Origin of the sequence: Paenibacillus agri (genome assembly GCF_013359945.1) — a bacterium.
GTDB lineage: Bacteria > Bacillota > Bacilli > Paenibacillales > Paenibacillaceae > Paenibacillus_AQ > Paenibacillus_AQ agri.
Window position 1 is genome coordinate 16,046 of the sequence record NZ_JABWCS010000182.1, and the last position, 18,634, is coordinate 34,679.

Sequence of the window (18,634 nt, forward strand, 5' to 3'; positions counted from 1 at the left end):
CTATAACCATTTTGCAACGAGAGCGGGGAGCGTCAATGTCTTCTTTTATAGTGTATCCGGCGATTGATATCCGGGATGGAAAATGCGTCAGATTGCAACAGGGCGATTACAATCAGGAAACAATCTTCAGCGACAGTCCACTGAAGGTGGCGCAGTCGTGGGAAGCCCAAGGTGGAGAGTTTATCCATCTGGTTGACCTTGATGGAGCGAAGGCCGGGCATCCGGTCAACGATGCCATTATTGGCGCCATTGCTTCCAGTGTGAATGTTCCTGTACAGGTTGGTGGAGGTCTTCGTACCCTTGCCGATGTGGAAAAGCTGCTGGGCCTCGGGGTCAGTCGTTTGATTATCGGGACAGCGGCGATCAATGACCGCGAATTCACGGAAGCCGTGCTGGGTAAATACGGCGACAAGGTAGCCATCGGCATTGATGCGCGGAACGGCTTCGTAGCCACGCATGGCTGGCTGGAAACCTCGGAGGTGCGTGCGGAGGATCTAGCCAAGGAATTGGCGGCCAAAGGTGCTGAGACCTTTATCTACACTGACATTTCCCGGGACGGGATGATGCAGGGTCCGAACGTGGAAGGCATTCTGTCGATGGCAGCGGCCAGCGGCAAAACAGTGATCGCTTCCGGCGGTGTGACCAGCCTTGATGACCTGCTGCGTCTGAACGTGCATAGCAGCAGTGGTATTGGCGGCGCAATTGTCGGTAAAGCGCTTTACACTGGCAACATCGACCTTGGCGGAGCACTGAAGGCGCTGGGACAGAAATAAGATCGGGGGATATCATCTATGTTGGCTAAACGTATCATTCCCTGCCTCGACGTCAAGGACGGGCGGGTAGTCAAAGGCGTCAACTTTGTCAATTTGCGCGACGCTGGTGATCCAGTCGAACTGGCAGCTCTATACGACCGCGAAGGTGCGGATGAGCTGGTATTTCTGGACATCTCCGCTTCAGTGGAAGGCCGGGCGACCATGATTGAGGTGGTACGGCAGACCGCAGGTGAGATCAGAATTCCTTTTACCGTCGGCGGCGGAATTTCTGCACCGGAGGATATGAAGCGGCTGCTGCGCGCAGGTGCGGATAAGATTGGTATCAACACTGCGGCTATAACCAATCCGCAGCTAATTTTGGAAGGTGCCCGGCGTTTCGGTTCCCAATGTATTGTCGTGGCTATTGATGCCAAATACAATGATGCTTGGGGCGAGTGGGAAGTGTATACGCATGGCGGACGCAAGCCCACCGGAATCCGTGCACTTTCCTGGGCCAAGGAAGCGGAAAAACTGGGAGCAGGTGAAATCTTGCTTACGAGTATGGATGCTGACGGCACAAAGGACGGCTTCGACCTGAAGCTGACAAGCGCTGTCTGCGATCTGCTCAGCATTCCCGTGATTGCCTCAGGCGGGGCCGGGAAGAAAGAGCATTTTTACGATGTATTTACGGAAGGAAAAGCGGATGCTGGGCTGGCCGCTACCATTTTTCACTATAAAGAAATTGCTATTCATGAGTTAAAGACTGATTTGAAGCAAAAAGGGGTGGAGATCCGATGAGCCAGGAGCAAGGAAAGAAAGAGCTGACACAACAAGAGGTCTTGGAGGGCATCCGCTGGAACGAGGCAGGTCTGCTGCCTGCAGTCGTTCAGGATGCAAATACGCTGGAGGTTCTAATGTTCGCCTATATGAACGAGGAATCGCTGCGGCTGTCGCTGGAGAGTGGACAGACTTGGTTCTGGAGTCGTTCGCGCAGTGAACTATGGCATAAGGGCGGTACTTCCGGGAATACCCAAGGAATCACTTCCATTCATTATGATTGCGACAGTGATACTCTGTTGGTCAAAGTGGTTCCTGAAGGCCCCGCATGCCACACAGGCGAGACCTCCTGCTTCTTCCGCGAGATTCCGCTTAATCGAACAGTTGAGGTGGCACTGGACGCAGGGAAAGATGCGCAAGCGGACACTGCTGCAGCCAATCTTTCAGACGCTCAGCGCTTCGCGGTGCTTGGCGAACTGGAACGCGTCATTGCTGAGCGGGAAGTAGAACGGCCGGAAGGTGCGTACACAACTTATCTGTTCGATAAGGGCGTCGACAAGATTCTGAAAAAAGTAGGCGAAGAAGCTTCCGAAACGATCATCGCCGCCAAGAATAAAGATAACGCCGAGCTGCGCCTGGAGATCAGTGATCTGATCTACCACCTGCTCGTGCTGCTGCAGGAACGCAAGCTGCCGCTGGACGAGATCATGGAAGAACTAAGCGCTCGTCACGAACGCCCACGCCGCGACTAAGGGGGTTCTTAAGAAATGCATATCGACTATCATACCCATCATGAACGCTGCGGGCATGCTGTGGGCAAGCTGGAGGAGTACGTCAAGCGCGGGATAGAGCTGGGTCTGGAACAAATGGGCTTATCTGATCATTTGCCGTTGATTCATGTGGACCCGGCCAGCTATTATCCCGAGATGGCGATGCCACTGTCAGAGCTGCCCTGCTATGTGGAAGAGTGTCTGTCGCTAAAAGAGCGATACCGGGGCATTATTGATCTGAGAGTAGGCCTGGAGGCTGATTATATCGAAGGCTACGAGGAGCAGATTCGTGAGCTGCTGTCTCCGTACCCGTGGGATTATTTAATTGGTTCCGTACACTTTCTGGGAGAGTGGGATATCACGGATTTCCGGCAAGTTCACGGCTGGGAGGGCAAGGATCCCCTGGACGTTTACCGGAAATATTATGATGCGGTTAGGAAGTCGGCGTTATCGGGATTATATGATATTATAGGACATATGGATGTGATTAAGCGCTTCGGCTATGGGCCCCAAAGCCCTGAAGGTCGTGCTGAGGTAAAGGAGCTTGAACGCAGCGCGTTGCAAGCCATTGCTAAAAGTGGCATCGCCATGGAGCTGAACGCTTCCGGGCTGACTAAGCCCTGCGCCGAGATGTTCCCGGCGGAGCATGTGCTTCAGGAGGCGCTGGCGCTCGGTATTCCGCTTACCCTTGGTTCTGATGCTCATGACCCAGCTAAGCTCGGCGAAGGCCTTCAAGAGGCACGCAGGCTGCTGTGGGAGACGGGCTTCCGCGAGTTAGCGGTATTCGAGGGTCGCAAGCGCACATTCGTACCGTTTGAACTATAAAAATATAATCTTGCAGGAGGGCGTCATGCATCATCATCAATTGCGTATTTTTTCCGGTTCGTCGAATCCAAAGCTGGCCGCAAATATTGCGGAACGGTTAGGAGTGGAATTGGGGCAGATCAAGCTGACCCGCTTCAAGAGCGGCGAGATTTACGTGCATTACGAAGAAAGCATCCGGAACTGCGACGTATTTTTGGTGCAATCCCTCTCTCATCCCATCAATGAGATGTTTGTAGAGCTGCTGGTAATGATTGATGCCGCCAAGCGTGCATCGGCTCGCACCGTCAATATTATTGTGCCGTATTACGGGTATGCCCGGCAGGAACGCAAGTCCGCACCGCGTGAGCCGATCTCGGCTAAAATGGTGGCGGATGTGCTGACCACAGCGGGTGCGAACCGCGTCATTACGATCGATCTGCATGCAGCAGCCATTCAGGGCTTCTTCAATATTCCTGTCGATCATCTGACGGCGCTTGACCTGATCAGCGGATATCTGAAGAATAAGAAGCTTACGGATCTCGTGGTCGTCTCTCCGGATGCCGGACGTGCATCGATGGCTGAAAAGCTGGCGAACCGTCTGGACTCGCCGTTCGCGATCATGATCAAGAAGCGTCCAGCCCATAATGAATCAGTCATTACTCATGTGATCGGTGATGTGGAAGGGCGTACGCCTATTATTATAGAAGATCTGATTGATACGGGAACCACGATTGTTAATGTGGTCGAGGGTTTGAAGGAAAGAGGGGCCAAGGACAGCATCATCTGCGCTACGCATGGCCTGTTCTCCGGGCCGGCATTAGAGAAGCTGGATCATCCTAACATTCAGGAAGTCGTGGTCACCGATTCCATCGCATTGCCTGATAACCACTCCAGCCGCTTCAAAGTATTGTCTGTCGCCCCTATGTTGGCACAGGCTACGCGCATCATTCTGGAAGGTGGCTCCATTGATCAATTATTCAGAGACGCGGGAATCTAGATTCCCCGTCTTTTTTTATGCGTAATCTTCATGATTGAGGTCTCAGGCTCTCTCTGAAGGCTTTCTTTTCCTGTTTTTGCAGTCAGAACCCTATTCGCATGGTGAGAATCTCCTTGATACATGTGGTATACTGTGTGAAGACAGTCGGAACCATTACTGGAAACGACAGAGACCTTAAATAAGGAGTAGGGCTGCCGCAGGGCGCCACTCTCCTATTTTTTATAAGGATAAAGGAAGCTTACAAGGGAGGTGCGTTGCTTCCATGATGGAAACCACTTCAGAGAACGATGCGGTGAACAGCAAGCTGATCCCCGTCACTCTGGATGCCAATTTTTTCTTTGAAAGAGCCGTTCGGTCGCTGGACCGCTTTCAATATGATAAGGCATTAAAACATTTTCGCAAGGCTGTAGAGTACGAACCGGATAATCCGGTGAATCATTGCAACATGGCGGGTATATTATCAGAGATGGGCAAATACGAAGCCTCGAATGATATATTGGCTCAAGTTCTGGAAACAATAGATCCAGGAATGACGGAATGCCACTTCTATATGGCTAATAATTACGCTAATATGGAAAGCTTTGAAGAGGCGGAGCGGGCGCTCGTCACATATCTGGAAGAGGATGCCAAAGGAGAGTTCCTGGCTGAATCCGAGGAACTGATGGAATTGCTGCAGTACGAGCTGGATCGCCCGGCACCGCTGAACCGGATCAAGAGCCGGGAAGGGGTCGTGGAACATGACCGGGCCCGGGCGCTTCTGGAAGCTGGTCAGTTTACGCAGGCAGTGGGACTGCTGGAAGAGATCGTGAGCGCTACTCCGGACTTTCTCGCTGCACATAACAATTTGGCCCTGGCCTATTTCTATATGGGGCGTTTCGCCAAGGCCCGGGAGTGCATCTCCGAGGTGCTTGAGCAAGATTCCGGCAATTTGCATGCCCTGTGCAATCTGGCGATCTTCTTGCAATATGAAGGGGACCGGGATCAACTTACCGGGCTGGTACGCATGCTAGAGGCTACAGTTCCCTTCCACCAGGAGCATGTCTTCAAATTGGCAACGACCATGGGTATTCTGGGCCGCCACCGCACCGCTTACGGCCATTTCCGCCGTCTGCTGAAGGATGAAGAGGTCGGCGGGGATGCTAGCCTCTACCATTACTGTGCGGCTGCAGCCAGCAACAGCGGGCTTTATGCCGAAGCCCAGCGCTGCTGGCGGCAAGTTACCAAGCTGGACCCCGAATCGGTGGTCCCGCAGTTCTTCTTAGCCCAGCTGGAGCAAGCCCAGAGTGAAGGGATCGAAATGCCGCTGGTGAGCTACAACTATCAACTGCCCTTTCAGGAGAAGCTGAAGCTGTGGAAGGATAACAAGGGCAGCTTCGCCGAGGAAGTGAAGACCAATCCGCTGCTGCGCTCCTCATTCTTCTGGGCGCTGCGTTATGGCGATACCAACACGAAGCTGCAGGTCACCGAAGCATTGCGCTGGATTGACGACGCAGAGATGTCCGAGATTCTACAAGACCTGCTTAGCCAACAGCCTTTGCAGGAGGAGAAACTGCAGGAGGCCGCTCTGCTTAGCCTGCAGAAGCTGATTGGCAGTGGCCCGGTGGAGAACGCGCCGCTGCAGCAAGATCCAGAACCGGCACCCTTGTTCCAGAAGGGACAGCCGGAATGGAAAGAGGACTGGCAGCGGGTCATTGACCAGACCGCCAGCATGATGGACCGCCGCTATGATGCCGGCCAGAAGAAGGACGCCGAGCAGCTCTGGCAGCAGTTCATCGGCCGGCTGTACCCGGATGTGCCTTACATCCGTCACGCTGAGGGCTGGTGTGCCGCCTTGGAGTATCTAACCGCCAAGCTGCATAAGAGGCCGGTCACGTTCCGGGAAGTCGCGCAGCGATATGGCGTCACCGAATCGATGGTCAGCCGCTATGCCAAGCGGATCGCGGCAGAATGTGAAATTAACTAGTAGTTTGACTCCGTTTACCGAGAACAGATAAGTGTCTGGCGTTACAGGAAGAGGTCTGGAAATATAACAATTTATAGTTTTTATGATATGAATGGTCTTTATTTTTTGATGAGAAAACGGATGTCGCTCCTTTTCTTCAGAGGACGGCCCCCGTTTCTTCTTATAAAACCCTATCTGCGAGGAGGCCACTGTGATGTACAAAACAATTGTAATCGGAACAGGCCCGGCCGGGCTGACTGCTGCTATTTATCTAGCACGTGCCAACTTGAACCCGCTGGTCATTGAAGGTTTGCAGCCGGGTGGACAGCTGACCACCACTACAGAAGTAGAGAACTTCCCAGGTTTCCCTGAAGGAATACTCGGTCCTGATCTGATGGATAATATGCGCAAGCAGGCCGAGCGCTTCGGTGCAGAGTTCAAGAATGGTTGGGTGGAGTCTGTTGATTTCTCCCAGCGTCCATTCAAAGTAACGGTAGATGGATTAGGCGTGCTGGAGGCGGAGTCGGTGATTATCTCGACCGGCGCTTCAGCCAGATATCTGGGTATTCCCGGTGAGCAGGACAACGTGGGGCGCGGGGTCAGCACATGCGCAACCTGTGACGGATTCTTCTTCCGCGGCAAAAAGATTGTCGTGGTCGGCGGCGGCGACTCCGCGATGGAGGAAGCCAGCTTCCTGACCCGGTTTGCTTCCAGCGTCACGCTGGTACACCGTAGGGACGAACTGCGCGCTTCGAAGATCATGCAGGATCGTGCGCGAGACAACAGCAAGGTAGCCTGGGCGCTTAACCGGACTCCGCTTGAAGTCACGACAGACGAGTCTGGCGTGAAGGGCTTGACGGTGCGCAACAATGAGACGGGGCAAGAAGAGCTTGTTGAAGCAGACGGTGTATTTATCGCTATAGGGCACACCCCAAACACGGCATTCCTCGGTGGACAAATTACCACGGATGAAGGCGGATATATTGTAGTGAACCCAGGTACAACGGAGACGAATATTCCAGGCGTCTTCGCCTGTGGCGATGTGCAGGATAACCGTTACCGCCAAGCGATCTCGGCTGCGGGCACAGGTTGTATGGCTGCAATGGATGCAGAGAAGTTCCTCGAAGGTACCATGGTGCATGACTGGAGCGAGACTCTCGATAAATAAGCATATTTTCAATGTAATACAACCGCGTACCGTTGAGGGTACGCGGTTTTTTTTATGTTTAGATTAAATCTCCATATGGAGCACGTTCGTACCCAATATTTTCCTCCTAGATTATTCGTAAATTTCATCTATATAGACGAATTAGAATGACAAACAAAGCCTGAGTTAATAATCATGATTTCCGAAGTGTAATTAACGGCATTTTTGTATCTTAAATAGTCTGCAATTAGTGGTTATTAGAAATTAAGTGCAATATTGTACCTTAAATCTTCCACAATACCCCTTTTAACGTGATCTTTTAAAAATAAGCTACAAAAATGCTCTTAGTTTGCTTATATGCCTCTATTTGAGAAATATAAGGTACAAAAATGCTCTTATATGGCCTGAACTGAAAAATTTACTTAAGGGAACGGATTGGAAGGGGATTTTGGATTTTTGGATCTGTAGGAGCGATAGTGTCGGCATAAAAGCTTTTCGAAAGAAAACTGGCATCGGAAGCATAGGCATAAGCGCTCCGGGTTTTATCCGCGAATAGCGGTACAATCCCGAGAAATCTGGAGACAACCGCAGCCGGAAGTCCAAACACTTGCCGCAATGACAACCATAGACCTAGTTAACATCCAAGTTCAATCTACATAGTTGAAGAGGTTACATTTATCGAAAGTTGTTGCCTGAAAATCTCTATCTACCCTCTTAAGAACTCTTTTTTTCACTTTGTGATTGCAATCACTATGGTGCCTGTTTTCCTATGATAATCTGATGTTGAGAACAGTTCTCAGTGAGGGGGAGCACAGATGAAAAAGGTGCTGAAGCTGGATGAATCCATCTTCGAGCTGGTAGGCAGGCACCCCGAGGTAATGGAGATTATGGTGGAGCTAGGATTTCACGATATTGCCAAACCAGGAATGCTGCAGACGGCCGGCCGTTTCATGACTCTGTCCAAGGGAATCAAGTTAAAGAAAATGGACCCGGATACCGTTAAGCTGGCTTTTGAGCAGCGGGGGTTCAAGGTTCTGAAATAGATGTTCCGCTGGCTGACCCTATTACAGACAAGGAGAGGAATACCAATGAGCGAACTGATCAATAACCGTGAAACCACAGTGCCAGAGCAGACCCGCCGTCAAGCCATGCTAAAGGAGATTATCAAGGAACTGCATGCTGGAAAAAGCGTAGAGGAGGTCAAAGCCCGCTTCGCTGAAGCGGTAGGGAATGTGACGGTAGCCGAAATTTCCGCGATGGAGCATTCGCTAATGACAGAGGAGGGCATTCCGGTCTCCGAGGTGCAGCGCCTGTGTTCCGTGCATACGGCAATTTTTAAAGGCTCAATAGAGGAGATTCACCGTTCCTCGACGCCGGAAGAACAGCCGGGACACCCTGTGCATACATTCAAGCTGGAGAACCGTGAGGTGGAAAAGCTCCTGAACTTCCGTCTATCTCTGCACGCAGACAAATTCGGGAGAGCGGACAGCGAGGAAATGGTCTACAAGCTACTGGAGGACCTCAGTCTGTTGCTGGACCTCGACAAGCATTATAGTCGTAAGGAAAATCTTTTGTTCCCGTATCTAGAGAAATACGGGATCTATGGTCCGACCAAAGTGATGTGGGGCGTCGATGACGGCATCCGCAGCCTGATTAAGACCGCCAAGGCGCAGCTGAGTCCTTATCGGGGTAATCAGAAGGAAGTTGGCGAGTTGCTGACAGAGATCATCCAGGAAGTTAATGAAATGATATTTAAGGAAGAAAATATTCTATTCCCTATGGCGCTCGACAAGCTGACTGAGGATGAATGGGTGAAGATTGCCCGGGAAAGCGATGAAATCGGTTTTTGCCTGACCTTCCCTGAGCAGGAATGGATACCGGAGCGTGCCTCGGAGCCGGAGGGAGCTGCGGAATTCGCAGCCTCAGAAGAAGAAGGCGGAACTGTACCGAAGGGCTTTATCCGTTTTGAGACTGGTCTGTTATCGCTTCATCAACTGGAGACCGTGCTCAATCATTTGCCGGTGGACCTGACTTTTATAGATGAGAACGACGTGGTGCGGTATTTCTCGCACGGCAAGGAGCGTATTTTCGCCCGGACCAAAGCCGTTATCGGCCGTACAGTACAGAACTGCCATCCGCCGCAAAGTGTGCATGCAGTAGAGAAGCTGCTGGAAGATTTCAAGGCGGGCCGCAAGGATGCCGAGGATTTCTGGATTGCGATCAAGGATAAATTCATCTATATCCGTTACTTTGCTGTGCGCGATAAGGAAGGTAACTATATGGGCACTTTGGAGTTTACGCAGAATATTGCTCCGATCCGGGCGCTCGAGGGACAGAAACGCATTTTATCGGAGTAACATCAGCATTGCGAGTGGATTATAATATACCAGGGAGTCCTGGTAGTGAAATATAAGACTCTCTACCCCAGTGGGCAGGGAGTCTTTTTTTAAAATATAAATATTTATATGTTCTACGCTACAAATTATCCTTATATTTCCCGTTGAAACGAATACCATCCCTTAAAGGACGGCAAAGCCGTTTCTACTTACTAATATAGAATTAATCAGTCTTACAGGAGATATATAACAAAAAGCCGGGTGTATCGCCTTTCCTTGACCGCAGGGAGGGCTTCTATTATAGTGGGTACGTAGGATTAACTATTTTAGTATAGAAAAAGGTGGCTTGTTACATGTCTGAAAATATCTACGTTGGCGTGGATTTGGGCGGAACCGCAATCAAGGTTGGAATCTGCAATGCCGAGGGGCACCTGCTGCATACTTATGAAGGTCCGACAGGGACCCAAGAAGGCGTCGATACGGTTATCGATAATATCGTAAAGTACGTACGTCAAATCGTTGAAGACTCTCCATACACTTGGGACCAGCTTGCCGGTGTGGGAGCAGGGGTGGCCGGGTTCACAAATATCCGTGAAGGAATCATCATTCTTGCGCCGAACATAGGTTTTCGGGATGTGCCGATCCGTGCCATTCTGGAGGAGCGTTTAAACAAGCCTGTCAAAATAGACAATGATGCCAATGTGGCAGCTCTTGGCGAAGCCTGGAGCGGTGCGGGACGCGGCGTAGACAATTGTGTTTGCTATACTCTCGGAACCGGTGTCGGTGGCGGTATTATCATTAACGGTAAGATTTATCAAGGCTTCGGAGGCCTGGCTGGTGAGCTTGGACACATCTCTGTTGTGCCGGATCTGGAAGCTATTCAATGTGGCTGCGGCAAGATGGGTTGTCTGGAAACCGTTTCCTCGGCAACGGGAATTATTCGTATGGCCAATGACGCTGTAGCACGCGGTGATCGTACTTCCCTGTCCATGGTGGAGAAAATCGCTGCTAAGGAAGTATTCGATGCGGCAAAAGCTGGCGACGAAGTTGCGATCCGTATCGTTAACCGTGCTGCCTTCTATCTGGGCAAGTCTATGGCTGCTGTAGCTGCTGTGCTTAACCCTGAGAGCTTTATTGTAGGCGGAGGCGTGTCCAAGGCCGGAGATATTCTATTTGATGAGGTTCGCCGTGTATTCGCTAAGCTGGCGCCTGAGCCGCTTCAGGGTGGCGTAAGCATTATCCCTGCCGAGCTGGGTAATGATGCTGGTATTGTTGGCGCCGCAGGCTTGCTGCTTCGCTCTTAGAGTTGTTCTCGAAAGACCGCCTTTATTCATATAATATCCGATAGGAGGGGACGCTTGATGACGGAACTGGAGGAAGCTCCGACCGGAGGAGCCACCCTGATCATCATTACAGGCATGTCGGGTGCGGGCAAGACGATCGCTGTTCAGAGTCTGGAAGACTTAGGCTTCTTCTGCGTCGATAATTTGCCGCCCGTGCTGATCCCGAAGTTTGCAGAGCTGATCGAGCAGTCCAAAGGTAAAATCGCCAAGGTCGCGCTTGTCATCGATTTGCGGGGACGGGAATTTTTCACTGCCCTGTCTGAATCGCTCAGTTTTATTAAAGAACAATTCACCATCGGCTGCGAGATTTTGTTCCTCGACGCGACCGATTCCGTACTCGTCCAGCGCTACAAGGAAAGCCGGCGCCGGCATCCGCTTGCCCCTAAGGGCATGCCGCTTGATGGTATCAAGCTGGAACGCAAAATGCTGGAAGAACTGAAGAGTTCAGCAACCCAGTACCTGGACACCAGCAGCATGAAACCGGCGCAGTTGAAGGAGAAGATTGTATCTCGTTTTTCCCACCTTGGAAAAAGCACACTCTCTGTCAATATCACATCGTTCGGCTTCAAGTACGGAATACCCATTGATGCAGACCTCGTTTTCGATGTCCGCTTTCTGCCCAATCCGCATTATGTGGATCACCTGCGGCCTCACACAGGCCAGGATAGTGATGTCTATGAGTACGTAATGAAATGGCCTGAAACGCAGGCGTTCCTGACCAAACTGCTCGATATGCTTCATTTTCTGATTCCCCAGTACCGCAAGGAAGGTAAATCCCAGATTATTATTGGCATTGGCTGTACCGGAGGTAAGCATCGTTCGGTAGCGATATCGGAATATCTGGGTAAAATGCTGGGGGTCAGCGAGACGGAATCCGTCACGGTCAGTCATCGTGATTCCGAGCGTGATCGGCATTAACGAGAGAAGGGATCAATAGTGGCTGAAGAACAAAGACAGCGTCCCCGAATCGTCGTGATGGGCGGCGGGACCGGACTGTCTGTAATGCTTCGCGGTTTGAAGGAAAAGCCGCTTGATATAACGGCTATCGTTACGGTAGCCGATGATGGGGGCAGTTCCGGCATTCTGCGCAGTGAGCTGCAGATGCCTCCTCCAGGCGATATCCGCAACGTCCTCACGGCGATGGCGGATGTGGAGCCGCTGATGGCGGATATCATGCGATACCGCTTCAGCAATGGTGAGGGGCTTGCCGGGCATAGCCTCGGCAACCTGATTCTGGCGGCGCTCACCGATATCTCCGGTGACTTCGTCACCGCTGTGCGTGAGCTCAGCCGATTGTTCGCCGTACGCGGACGGGTGCTTCCGGCTGCGGGCGATGCGGTTGTGCTGCATGCCGAAATGGCGGATGGCAGCATTATCACCGGCGAATCGAAGATTCCGGAAGCCGGTGGTGTCATCAAGCGGGTGTTCTTGGAGCCTGCCGATGTGGAACCGCTCCCCGAAGCGCTGCAGGCCATTGAAGAGGCGGATGCAATTCTTCTTGGACCGGGCAGTCTCTACACCAGCATTCTGCCGAACCTGCTTGTGCCGAAGCTGGCGGAGGCGGTCGTGAATTCGAATGCGATCAAGATTTTTGTCTGTAATGTCATGACACAGCCCGGAGAGACGGATAATTACACCGTGAGTGATCACCTCCAGGCGGTCTATGATCATATTGGGCTGCATCTGTTCGATTACGTCATCGTCAATGATGGCGAAATCCCAGAGCAGGTACAGAGTAAATACGCCGAGAAGGGCGCACGTCCGGTGCAGCTCGACCGGGAGGCGCTTGAAAGCAACCGCTATAAGGTGATTGCCGATAAGCTTGTACTATTTCGGACGTATTTAAGGCATGATACGGATAAGTTAAGCCATCACATTTACCAGCTTGTACAGGACTGGATGACCAGAAAACCTGTCAGTAACGGATCGGGCCCCGAGGCTTAGTTTCAGTTGTCTGCGGAATTTCCCGTAGCGGTAATAAAGTGATATCATGAAAGAGGTGAGATTCTTGTCTTTTGCGGCACTTACCAAAAAAGAGCTGACGATGGTGGAGAGCCAGCCCTGCTGTGAGAAAGCGGAAATGTCAGCCCTGATCCGGATGAACGGTTCGGTGCAGCTTTCAAGCAAAAAGGTGGTTCTTGACATCTCGACGGAGAACGCCGCGATTGCAAGACGGGTATATTCTTTGCTTAAGAAATATTACCAGGTCCATATCGAGCTGCTCGTGCGTAAAAAAATGCGTTTGAAGAAGAATAATGTCTATATCGTTCGAATCCCGAGCCATGTGCAGGAGATATTGAATGATTTAAGAATCGTCTCCGAGGGCTTTATTTTCACGGATGGGATTGACCATGAAATTGTCGCTAAGAATTGCTGCAAGCGGGCTTATCTGCGCGGAGCATTCATGGCGGGCGGATCGGTCAACAACCCGGAGGGCTCCTCTTACCATCTGGAGATTGCTTCTATGTATGAGGAGCATTGCAAGGCGTTAGTGGATCTTGCGGGTGAATTTCACCTGAATGCTCGCTGCATTGAGCGAAAAAAAGGCTTCATTCTGTATATCAAGGAAGGCGAGAAAATTATCGAATTCCTTAGCTTGATTGGGGCGCACCAGGCCTTGTTCAAATTTGAAGATGTGCGGATTATGCGCGACATGCGTAATTCCGTCAACCGGATCGTGAACTGCGAGACGGCCAATTTGAACAAAACCATCAGTGCAGCTGTGCGGCAGATTGAGAATATCAAGCTGCTGCAGCGGGAAGTTGGCCTGCAAAGCCTGCCGGATAAGCTGCGTGAAGTAGCAGAAATACGGCTGGCGCACCCGGATATCAACCTTAAAGAGGTTGGTGAGATGTTGAAGGGAACGGTCAGTAAATCGGGCGTAAACCACCGACTGCGGAAGATTGATGAGCTGGCGGATAAGGTAAGAGGCGGCTAAGTATTTTTTTTCTAGTGTGGAATAAGTAATAATGATATAATATTATAAAATTTAATGTGAAATTTTTGGGCAGATCTCAATTAGGGGGTAAGTGTTTCATGACAAAGCACCCGGTAGTTGTACGGCTGAAGACGGGTCTCCATGCTCGGCCGGCAGCATTGTTCGTGCAAGAAGCCAACAAGTTTTCGTCGGAGATTTTCGTGGAAAAAGACGATAAAAAAGTAAACGCTAAGAGCATTATGGGTATCATGAGTCTGGCGATCAGTTCCGGCACGGAGATTTATATTAGCGCAGATGGCGCTGATGCGGATCAAGCTGTAACCGCTTTGACCAGTTTGGTGAGCAAGGAAGAACTGGAGAACCAATAATTGTAAGGCCTTACTTTATATTCGGCAGGACCAAAAGCCCCTTTGTGGGCTTTTTTTCATATTGAAAACTATAAATTTGAATTTATTAGACTATTGATAATGAGGTGTATAGTTATGGCGAAACATGTGAGATTGGTACCGCCGGGTCCTGAGTATAAAGAGGCCTATCTGGAATTTTACCGGGAATGGGTAGATAGCGGGGAAGATATCGTTCCTTGGGTTGTAGAGAAGGATCCTAGTGATTTTGCAGCGATGTTGCACTTCCTGGAGGAGAACCGGCTAGGCCGGGGTCTACCGGAAGGCTGGGTGGCGAATTCAACATTTTGGCTGGTGACCGAGGATGGGCAAGTTGTCGGCGCTGTTAATATCAGACACACTTTAACCGAGCGAGGGCTACTCGTGAGTGGGCATATCGGCTATGGGATCAGGCCTGCGGCCAGACGTAAGGGGTACGCTACAGAATTGCTAAAGCAGGCGCTGGTGAAGGCCCGGGAGCTCGGTATTAATAAAGTGCTGGTGCTCTGTGATACAGTGAATACAGGATCCGCGAAGACGATTGCCAATAACGGCGGCGTCGAAGATAAGCCCTATACCGAGGGAGATGGGAATGTCATCCGTCGCTTCTGGATTGAGAGCTGAGGATTAACTTGAAAAGAGTCTGGAATAATCGATAAATATTTTTGTGTTCCGATATAAAATGATGCAACATTTGCCAACCCGTCCCGTCTAAAGGGTACCAACTAATCAAGAAGACTGAAAGGGGATAGTAAACATGAATAAATTGGCTAAATCATTTGGAACGGTAATGCTGGCAGGGAGTTTGCTCGTTGGAGGCAGTGCTTTGAGCGCTGTATTCCAGGGAACTGCCACGGCCTATGCGGATGAGGTACAGAAGAATGTCGTGAATGTAGTCGGTAAAGGCGAATTGTCGATCAAGCCGGATATCGTCTACCTGTCCATCGCTGTAGACACTTCGGCAGCAACGGCACAGGAAGCACAGAAAACGAACGCAGCCAAGATCCAAAAAATCACTGCACTACTGAAGAACACTTGGAAGATTGCGGATAAGGACATTCAAAGTACCCAGTTCTATGTACAGCCCAATTACACCTACAATGAAAAAGAAGGACAGCAGGTAAAAGGCTACAACGCTAATCATACTTTGGTGGTTGCCTACCGTGATCTGGCAAAAGTAGGAGAGTTGTTGGATGCTGCTTCAGCTGCAGGCGCTAACAATATCGGCAATGCACGTTTTGCAGTAGAGGACAGCTCTGCTTTCGAAGCACAGGTTATTGAAAAAGCAATGGCTAACGCTGATGTTAAAGCTGGTGCGATTGCCAAAGCCGCTAAGCGCAGCCTGGGTCAGGTGATTAGTGTCAGCCAAAGCGATATTGGCAGCCAGCCGGTGTTCTTCGATCAAACGTTAAAGTCGATGGCCGCTTCGGCAGATGCCGCTGGCAGCACGTCCGTTCAACCGGGAGAAGTTAAAGTAACTACACAGCTTAATGTAACCTATGAATTGAAATAAACTAGAAGTCTGGGTCTAAATGACGACAGTGTGAAATCATGAAGGGGCCATCTCCTGCCGCGTGAGCGGAGGGAGTGGCCTCTTTTTGCTGCGGATGTTCTTTAGAAAGGTAGGAATTCTCTCATTTTGTTTAATGAAATGTAATAACACTAGCTAATTAGCTGCTAATTTACTAAGGAATTGTAAAGAGAATTGTAACGACTGCATATAGCGGGTTCTCTATAATTAAAGCAGTGCAAAAGACTCGGAGGGAGAAATGATAATGAGTAAGATATCGATGAAAAATGGACGAAAATGGGGTGTGGGCCTGCTGGCGGCGGGGCTGCTGCTGGGTGGAGGCGTGTTGCCAGTACATACTAGCTTTGCTGCACCTGCCGTTAAGAATCCGAGCAAAGCGGACACAGTGGCAGTTCTGAAATGGAATGGTGCCCTTACACAGCAGACCGGAATCGTTAGAAACGGACAGGTTTTTGTACCGGTAACTTTTCTGCGCGATGTTGTGAAGCTTCCGGTAACCTACAGTCAAAAGGACAGTGCCTATACGATTGGAAAAGACAGTGCGAAGATGAAGCTGTTGGTCTCTTCGTATGGGGTGTCCATCACGGTGAATAACTTTTTCATTAACGATTATGAAGGACTAAACGTCAATAACCGGTTATATGTTCCACTGGGACTTCTGACTGATTATATGGGTTATAAAGGTGACTGGAACGCCCCGTCTGGCCGCCTGAACCTCATGGTCAGTCCGCAGAATGCACTGAAAATTACCACGGCGAATTATGCCAAGGGTAGTGAGGATAAGGGGGCAGTCATCAACCTCGATTACCCACAGGTAAGCGGGCTAGCTAATACGGATGTACAACAGAAAATCAACGCTGCACTCAAGCAGTCGACCATGAGATTCGCAGCTAGCGCTGAAGAGGACATTGCAGGCAGAGACAAGCAGAGTCCGCCTTATTCATATGATGCAGGATATGCGGTGACCTACAATCAAAATGGTGTGCTGAGTGTGCTGCTGAATCAGTATGGTTATAGCGGAGGCGCGCATGGTATGTCCTACCGTCAGGCCTTCACCTTCTCCTTGAAGGATGGGAAACAGCTGCTCTTGGGTGATCTGTTCGGCGCTAATCCCAATTACAAGAAAGACCTGAATACCAAGCTGAGCCAGCGATTCAAAGCTGATGAAAGTTATTTTGGCGGCTTCACAGGCCTGAATACGGAGCAAAGTTACTATTTGAAAGACGGTAAGGTCGTTATCTTTTTCCAACTTTATGAATACACTCCATACGCTGCCGGATTCCCTGAATTCGCCTTCACTTTCAAGGAGTTGTTACCGAATGGGGGTAGCCCGTTTTCCGCTTTAAAATAGAGCCAAGGACACCTCCCCGTTACCTATTCTATGCAAGGCTCATATGATACATAGAGGTCCAGCATAGAGCGGGGAGGGAGAGTTATGAGCTTTCAGTATACAGCGCTGGGTGATTCCTTGACGACCGGATTTGGGGCGTTGCCGGGCAATGGATTTGTGCCAGTATACCGCAGAACGGCGGAGTCCAGGCTGGGTTCCTTCGTGGCCTCGTCCAATCTGGGTGTTAATGGGATGACTACAGCTGAACTGGAACAACGTCTGCGTAGAAGCAATGTCTTCCGGCAATCGGTGCGGGAAGCGGACATTATCACGATATCTATCGGCGGCAATGACCTAATCCGTGCAGCAAAGTCGGGGTCAGGCCCTAATGGGATTTCACCCAGGGTTCTGCAAAAATCATTGCAGGAATGTAGGCAGAACTTCGGCGGCATCATGAACTCGCTTGGACAATTGAAGGCGGGTACACGGGAGCCTTATATCATAAGAATCGTGGGATTGTATAATCCCTACCCCCAAGTAGAGGAAGCGACAGCATGGGTACGTCAATTTAACCAGTATGCTTCTGGTTACAGCAGCCGGGTAGTAGGTTTCGCTTCGATCTACGGTGAGTTCGCCGGTAACGAGCGAGGTTTGCTATCGATTGACCATCTTCATCCCAATGGACGGGGATATCGGGTGATTGCGAGCAAACTGGATGGACTCGGGTACGGAATGCTGTACTGATTAACAGGCGTAGGATATGAGCATAAAGTCCGATCGAATATGTAAAAAAAGCCCCTGGATCTGCAGCGCAGATTCAGGGGCTTTTGCATGCTCAGGAGATTTAAACTCCAGGAACCAGTGTCTTCTCAATCACTTTGTCAACAATACCGTACTCGGCAGCATCAGCAGCGCTCATGAAGTAGTCACGGTCAGTATCCTTCTCAATACGCTCCAGCGGTTGGCCAGTACGTTCGGACAGGATACGATTCAGCTTGTCACGCAGCTTCAGGATACGACGGGCGCGGATTTCGATATCCGTTGCCTGTCCCTGAGCACCGCCCAGCGGCTGGTGAATCATGATCTCGCTGTTCGGAAGCGCAAAACGCTTGCCTTTAGCACCGGCGTTCAACAGGAAAGCTCCCATGGAAGCAGCCATGCCCACACAAATGGTGGAAACGTCAGGCTTGATGTATTGCATTGTATCAAATATAGCCATACCAGCAGTGATCGATCCGCCAGGACTGTTCACATAGAGGTGAATATCCTTCTCCGGGTCCTCAGCTGCCAGGAACAGCATTTGGGCGATGATGGAATTGGCCACCACGTCATTAACCTCCGTTCCGAGGAAAATGATGCGGTCCTTCAGCAAGCGGGAATAGATGTCATAAGCGCGTTCACCGCGGTTGCTCTGTTCTACTACCATTGGGATATAACTCACGTGGAAAACCTCCTTGGTATTGGCTCTTCGAATGTGTTCATTTTTTACTCTTACCGTAATAACCACATGATAAACAAATTCAAACAAAAAGTCAAAGAAAGTCAAACTTAGTTGCAAAAAAAAGAGCCACATCATGGCACTTT

The 18,634-nt window shown here is 50.5% G+C and carries 19 protein-coding genes; 18 read left to right on the forward strand and 1 reads right to left on the reverse strand.

Annotated features, from left to right (window positions below; genetic code table 11):
- Positions 1-35 precede the first annotated feature (35 nt).
- The 18 genes from hisA (at position 36) to HPT30_RS02720 (ending at position 17,794) form a co-directional block, all read left to right on the forward strand.
- Positions 36-773, forward strand: a complete 738-nt coding sequence (gene hisA, locus HPT30_RS02635) for a 1-(5-phosphoribosyl)-5-[(5-phosphoribosylamino)methylideneamino]imidazole-4-carboxamide isomerase (protein WP_175369951.1) — start codon at positions 36-38, stop codon at positions 771-773.
- An 18-nt stretch (positions 774-791) separates the two neighbouring features.
- The gene (gene hisF / locus HPT30_RS02640; protein ID WP_175369952.1) at positions 792-1,550 is read left to right on the forward strand and encodes an imidazole glycerol phosphate synthase subunit HisF; all 759 of its coding nucleotides are present in this window, start codon (positions 792-794) and stop codon (positions 1,548-1,550) included.
- A complete protein-coding gene (gene hisIE, locus HPT30_RS02645) occupies positions 1,547-2,281 on the forward strand; it encodes a bifunctional phosphoribosyl-AMP cyclohydrolase/phosphoribosyl-ATP diphosphatase HisIE (RefSeq protein ID WP_175369953.1) in 735 nt (244 codons plus the stop codon). Before hisF ends, hisIE begins: the two co-directional genes overlap by 4 nt.
- 15 nt (positions 2,282-2,296) lie before the next feature.
- Positions 2,297-3,124: a histidinol-phosphatase HisJ gene (gene hisJ, locus HPT30_RS02650; RefSeq protein WP_175369954.1), complete on the forward strand. Its 828-nt coding sequence runs from the start codon at positions 2,297-2,299 to the stop codon at positions 3,122-3,124.
- A 25-nt stretch (positions 3,125-3,149) separates the two neighbouring features.
- On the forward strand, positions 3,150-4,100 hold the full coding sequence (locus tag HPT30_RS02655) for a ribose-phosphate diphosphokinase (RefSeq protein WP_066375716.1): 951 nt from the start codon (positions 3,150-3,152) through the stop codon (positions 4,098-4,100).
- Between the two features lie 262 nt (positions 4,101-4,362).
- Positions 4,363-6,063, forward strand: a complete 1,701-nt coding sequence (locus tag HPT30_RS02660; RefSeq protein WP_175369955.1) for a tetratricopeptide repeat protein — start codon at positions 4,363-4,365, stop codon at positions 6,061-6,063.
- 193 nt (positions 6,064-6,256) lie between these two features.
- Entirely contained in the window at positions 6,257-7,210 is a 954-nt protein-coding gene (gene trxB, locus HPT30_RS02665; protein WP_175369956.1) for a thioredoxin-disulfide reductase, read from the forward strand.
- Positions 7,211-8,004: 794 nt separating this feature from the next.
- Complete coding sequence (locus HPT30_RS02670; protein WP_175369957.1) at positions 8,005-8,232, forward strand: DUF1858 domain-containing protein; 228 nt, start codon at positions 8,005-8,007, stop codon at positions 8,230-8,232.
- 45 nt (positions 8,233-8,277) lie between these two features.
- A complete protein-coding gene (locus tag HPT30_RS02675) occupies positions 8,278-9,546 on the forward strand; it encodes a DUF438 domain-containing protein (RefSeq protein ID WP_175369958.1) in 1,269 nt (422 codons plus the stop codon).
- A 332-nt stretch (positions 9,547-9,878) separates the two neighbouring features.
- A complete protein-coding gene (locus HPT30_RS02680; RefSeq protein ID WP_175369959.1) occupies positions 9,879-10,829 on the forward strand; it encodes an ROK family glucokinase in 951 nt (316 codons plus the stop codon).
- Between the two features lie 57 nt (positions 10,830-10,886).
- Positions 10,887-11,786 carry an RNase adapter RapZ gene (rapZ, locus tag HPT30_RS02685; RefSeq protein ID WP_175369960.1) on the forward strand — a complete coding sequence of 300 codons (900 nt, stop codon included), beginning with the start codon at positions 10,887-10,889 and terminating at the stop codon, positions 11,784-11,786.
- A gap of 18 nt (positions 11,787-11,804) precedes the next feature.
- Positions 11,805-12,812 (forward strand): gluconeogenesis morphogenetic factor MgfK, encoded by a 1,008-nt coding sequence (gene mgfK / locus HPT30_RS02690; RefSeq protein ID WP_512699060.1) that lies wholly within the window; start codon positions 11,805-11,807, stop codon positions 12,810-12,812.
- A gap of 64 nt (positions 12,813-12,876) precedes the next feature.
- Positions 12,877-13,806 (forward strand): DNA-binding protein WhiA, encoded by a 930-nt coding sequence (whiA, locus tag HPT30_RS02695; protein ID WP_175369961.1) that lies wholly within the window; start codon positions 12,877-12,879, stop codon positions 13,804-13,806.
- A 98-nt stretch (positions 13,807-13,904) separates the two neighbouring features.
- Complete coding sequence (locus tag HPT30_RS02700; protein WP_019914358.1) at positions 13,905-14,174, forward strand: HPr family phosphocarrier protein; 270 nt, start codon at positions 13,905-13,907, stop codon at positions 14,172-14,174.
- Positions 14,175-14,288: 114 nt separating this feature from the next.
- Positions 14,289-14,813: a GNAT family N-acetyltransferase gene (locus tag HPT30_RS02705; RefSeq protein ID WP_175369962.1), complete on the forward strand. Its 525-nt coding sequence runs from the start codon at positions 14,289-14,291 to the stop codon at positions 14,811-14,813.
- A gap of 133 nt (positions 14,814-14,946) precedes the next feature.
- Complete coding sequence (locus HPT30_RS02710) at positions 14,947-15,702, forward strand: SIMPL domain-containing protein (protein ID WP_175369963.1); 756 nt, start codon at positions 14,947-14,949, stop codon at positions 15,700-15,702.
- A gap of 262 nt (positions 15,703-15,964) precedes the next feature.
- Entirely contained in the window at positions 15,965-17,071 is a 1,107-nt protein-coding gene (locus tag HPT30_RS02715; protein WP_175369964.1) for a PdaC/SigV domain-containing protein, read from the forward strand.
- 84 nt (positions 17,072-17,155) lie between these two features.
- On the forward strand, positions 17,156-17,794 hold the full coding sequence (locus tag HPT30_RS02720; RefSeq protein WP_175369965.1) for a GDSL-type esterase/lipase family protein: 639 nt from the start codon (positions 17,156-17,158) through the stop codon (positions 17,792-17,794).
- A gap of 100 nt (positions 17,795-17,894) precedes the next feature.
- Here HPT30_RS02720 and clpP read toward each other — a convergent pair whose 3' ends face one another.
- On the reverse strand, positions 17,895-18,491 hold the full coding sequence (clpP, locus tag HPT30_RS02725) for an ATP-dependent Clp endopeptidase proteolytic subunit ClpP (protein WP_175369966.1): 597 nt from the start codon (positions 18,489-18,491) through the stop codon (positions 17,895-17,897).
- Positions 18,492-18,634: the final 143 nt, after the last annotated feature.

Bases quoted from the DNA above. Each gene is read 5' to 3' on its own strand.
- hisA (WP_175369951.1), top strand. From the start codon at position 36: ATGTCTTCTTTTATAGTGTATCCGGCGATTGATATCCGGGATGGAAAA.
- hisF (WP_175369952.1), top strand. From the start codon at position 792: ATGTTGGCTAAACGTATCATTCCCTGCCTCGACGTCAAGGACGGGCGG.
- hisIE (WP_175369953.1), top strand. From the start codon at position 1,547: ATGAGCCAGGAGCAAGGAAAGAAAGAGCTGACACAACAAGAGGTCTTG.
- hisJ (WP_175369954.1), top strand. From the start codon at position 2,297: ATGCATATCGACTATCATACCCATCATGAACGCTGCGGGCATGCTGTG.
- HPT30_RS02655 (WP_066375716.1), top strand. From the start codon at position 3,150: ATGCATCATCATCAATTGCGTATTTTTTCCGGTTCGTCGAATCCAAAG.
- HPT30_RS02660 (WP_175369955.1), top strand. From the start codon at position 4,363: ATGATGGAAACCACTTCAGAGAACGATGCGGTGAACAGCAAGCTGATC.
- trxB (WP_175369956.1), top strand. From the start codon at position 6,257: ATGTACAAAACAATTGTAATCGGAACAGGCCCGGCCGGGCTGACTGCT.
- HPT30_RS02670 (WP_175369957.1), top strand. From the start codon at position 8,005: ATGAAAAAGGTGCTGAAGCTGGATGAATCCATCTTCGAGCTGGTAGGC.
- HPT30_RS02675 (WP_175369958.1), top strand. From the start codon at position 8,278: ATGAGCGAACTGATCAATAACCGTGAAACCACAGTGCCAGAGCAGACC.
- HPT30_RS02680 (WP_175369959.1), top strand. From the start codon at position 9,879: ATGTCTGAAAATATCTACGTTGGCGTGGATTTGGGCGGAACCGCAATC.
- rapZ (WP_175369960.1), top strand. From the start codon at position 10,887: ATGACGGAACTGGAGGAAGCTCCGACCGGAGGAGCCACCCTGATCATC.
- HPT30_RS02700 (WP_019914358.1), top strand. From the start codon at position 13,905: ATGACAAAGCACCCGGTAGTTGTACGGCTGAAGACGGGTCTCCATGCT.
- HPT30_RS02705 (WP_175369962.1), top strand. From the start codon at position 14,289: ATGGCGAAACATGTGAGATTGGTACCGCCGGGTCCTGAGTATAAAGAG.
- HPT30_RS02710 (WP_175369963.1), top strand. From the start codon at position 14,947: ATGAATAAATTGGCTAAATCATTTGGAACGGTAATGCTGGCAGGGAGT.
- HPT30_RS02715 (WP_175369964.1), top strand. From the start codon at position 15,965: ATGAGTAAGATATCGATGAAAAATGGACGAAAATGGGGTGTGGGCCTG.
- HPT30_RS02720 (WP_175369965.1), top strand. From the start codon at position 17,156: ATGAGCTTTCAGTATACAGCGCTGGGTGATTCCTTGACGACCGGATTT.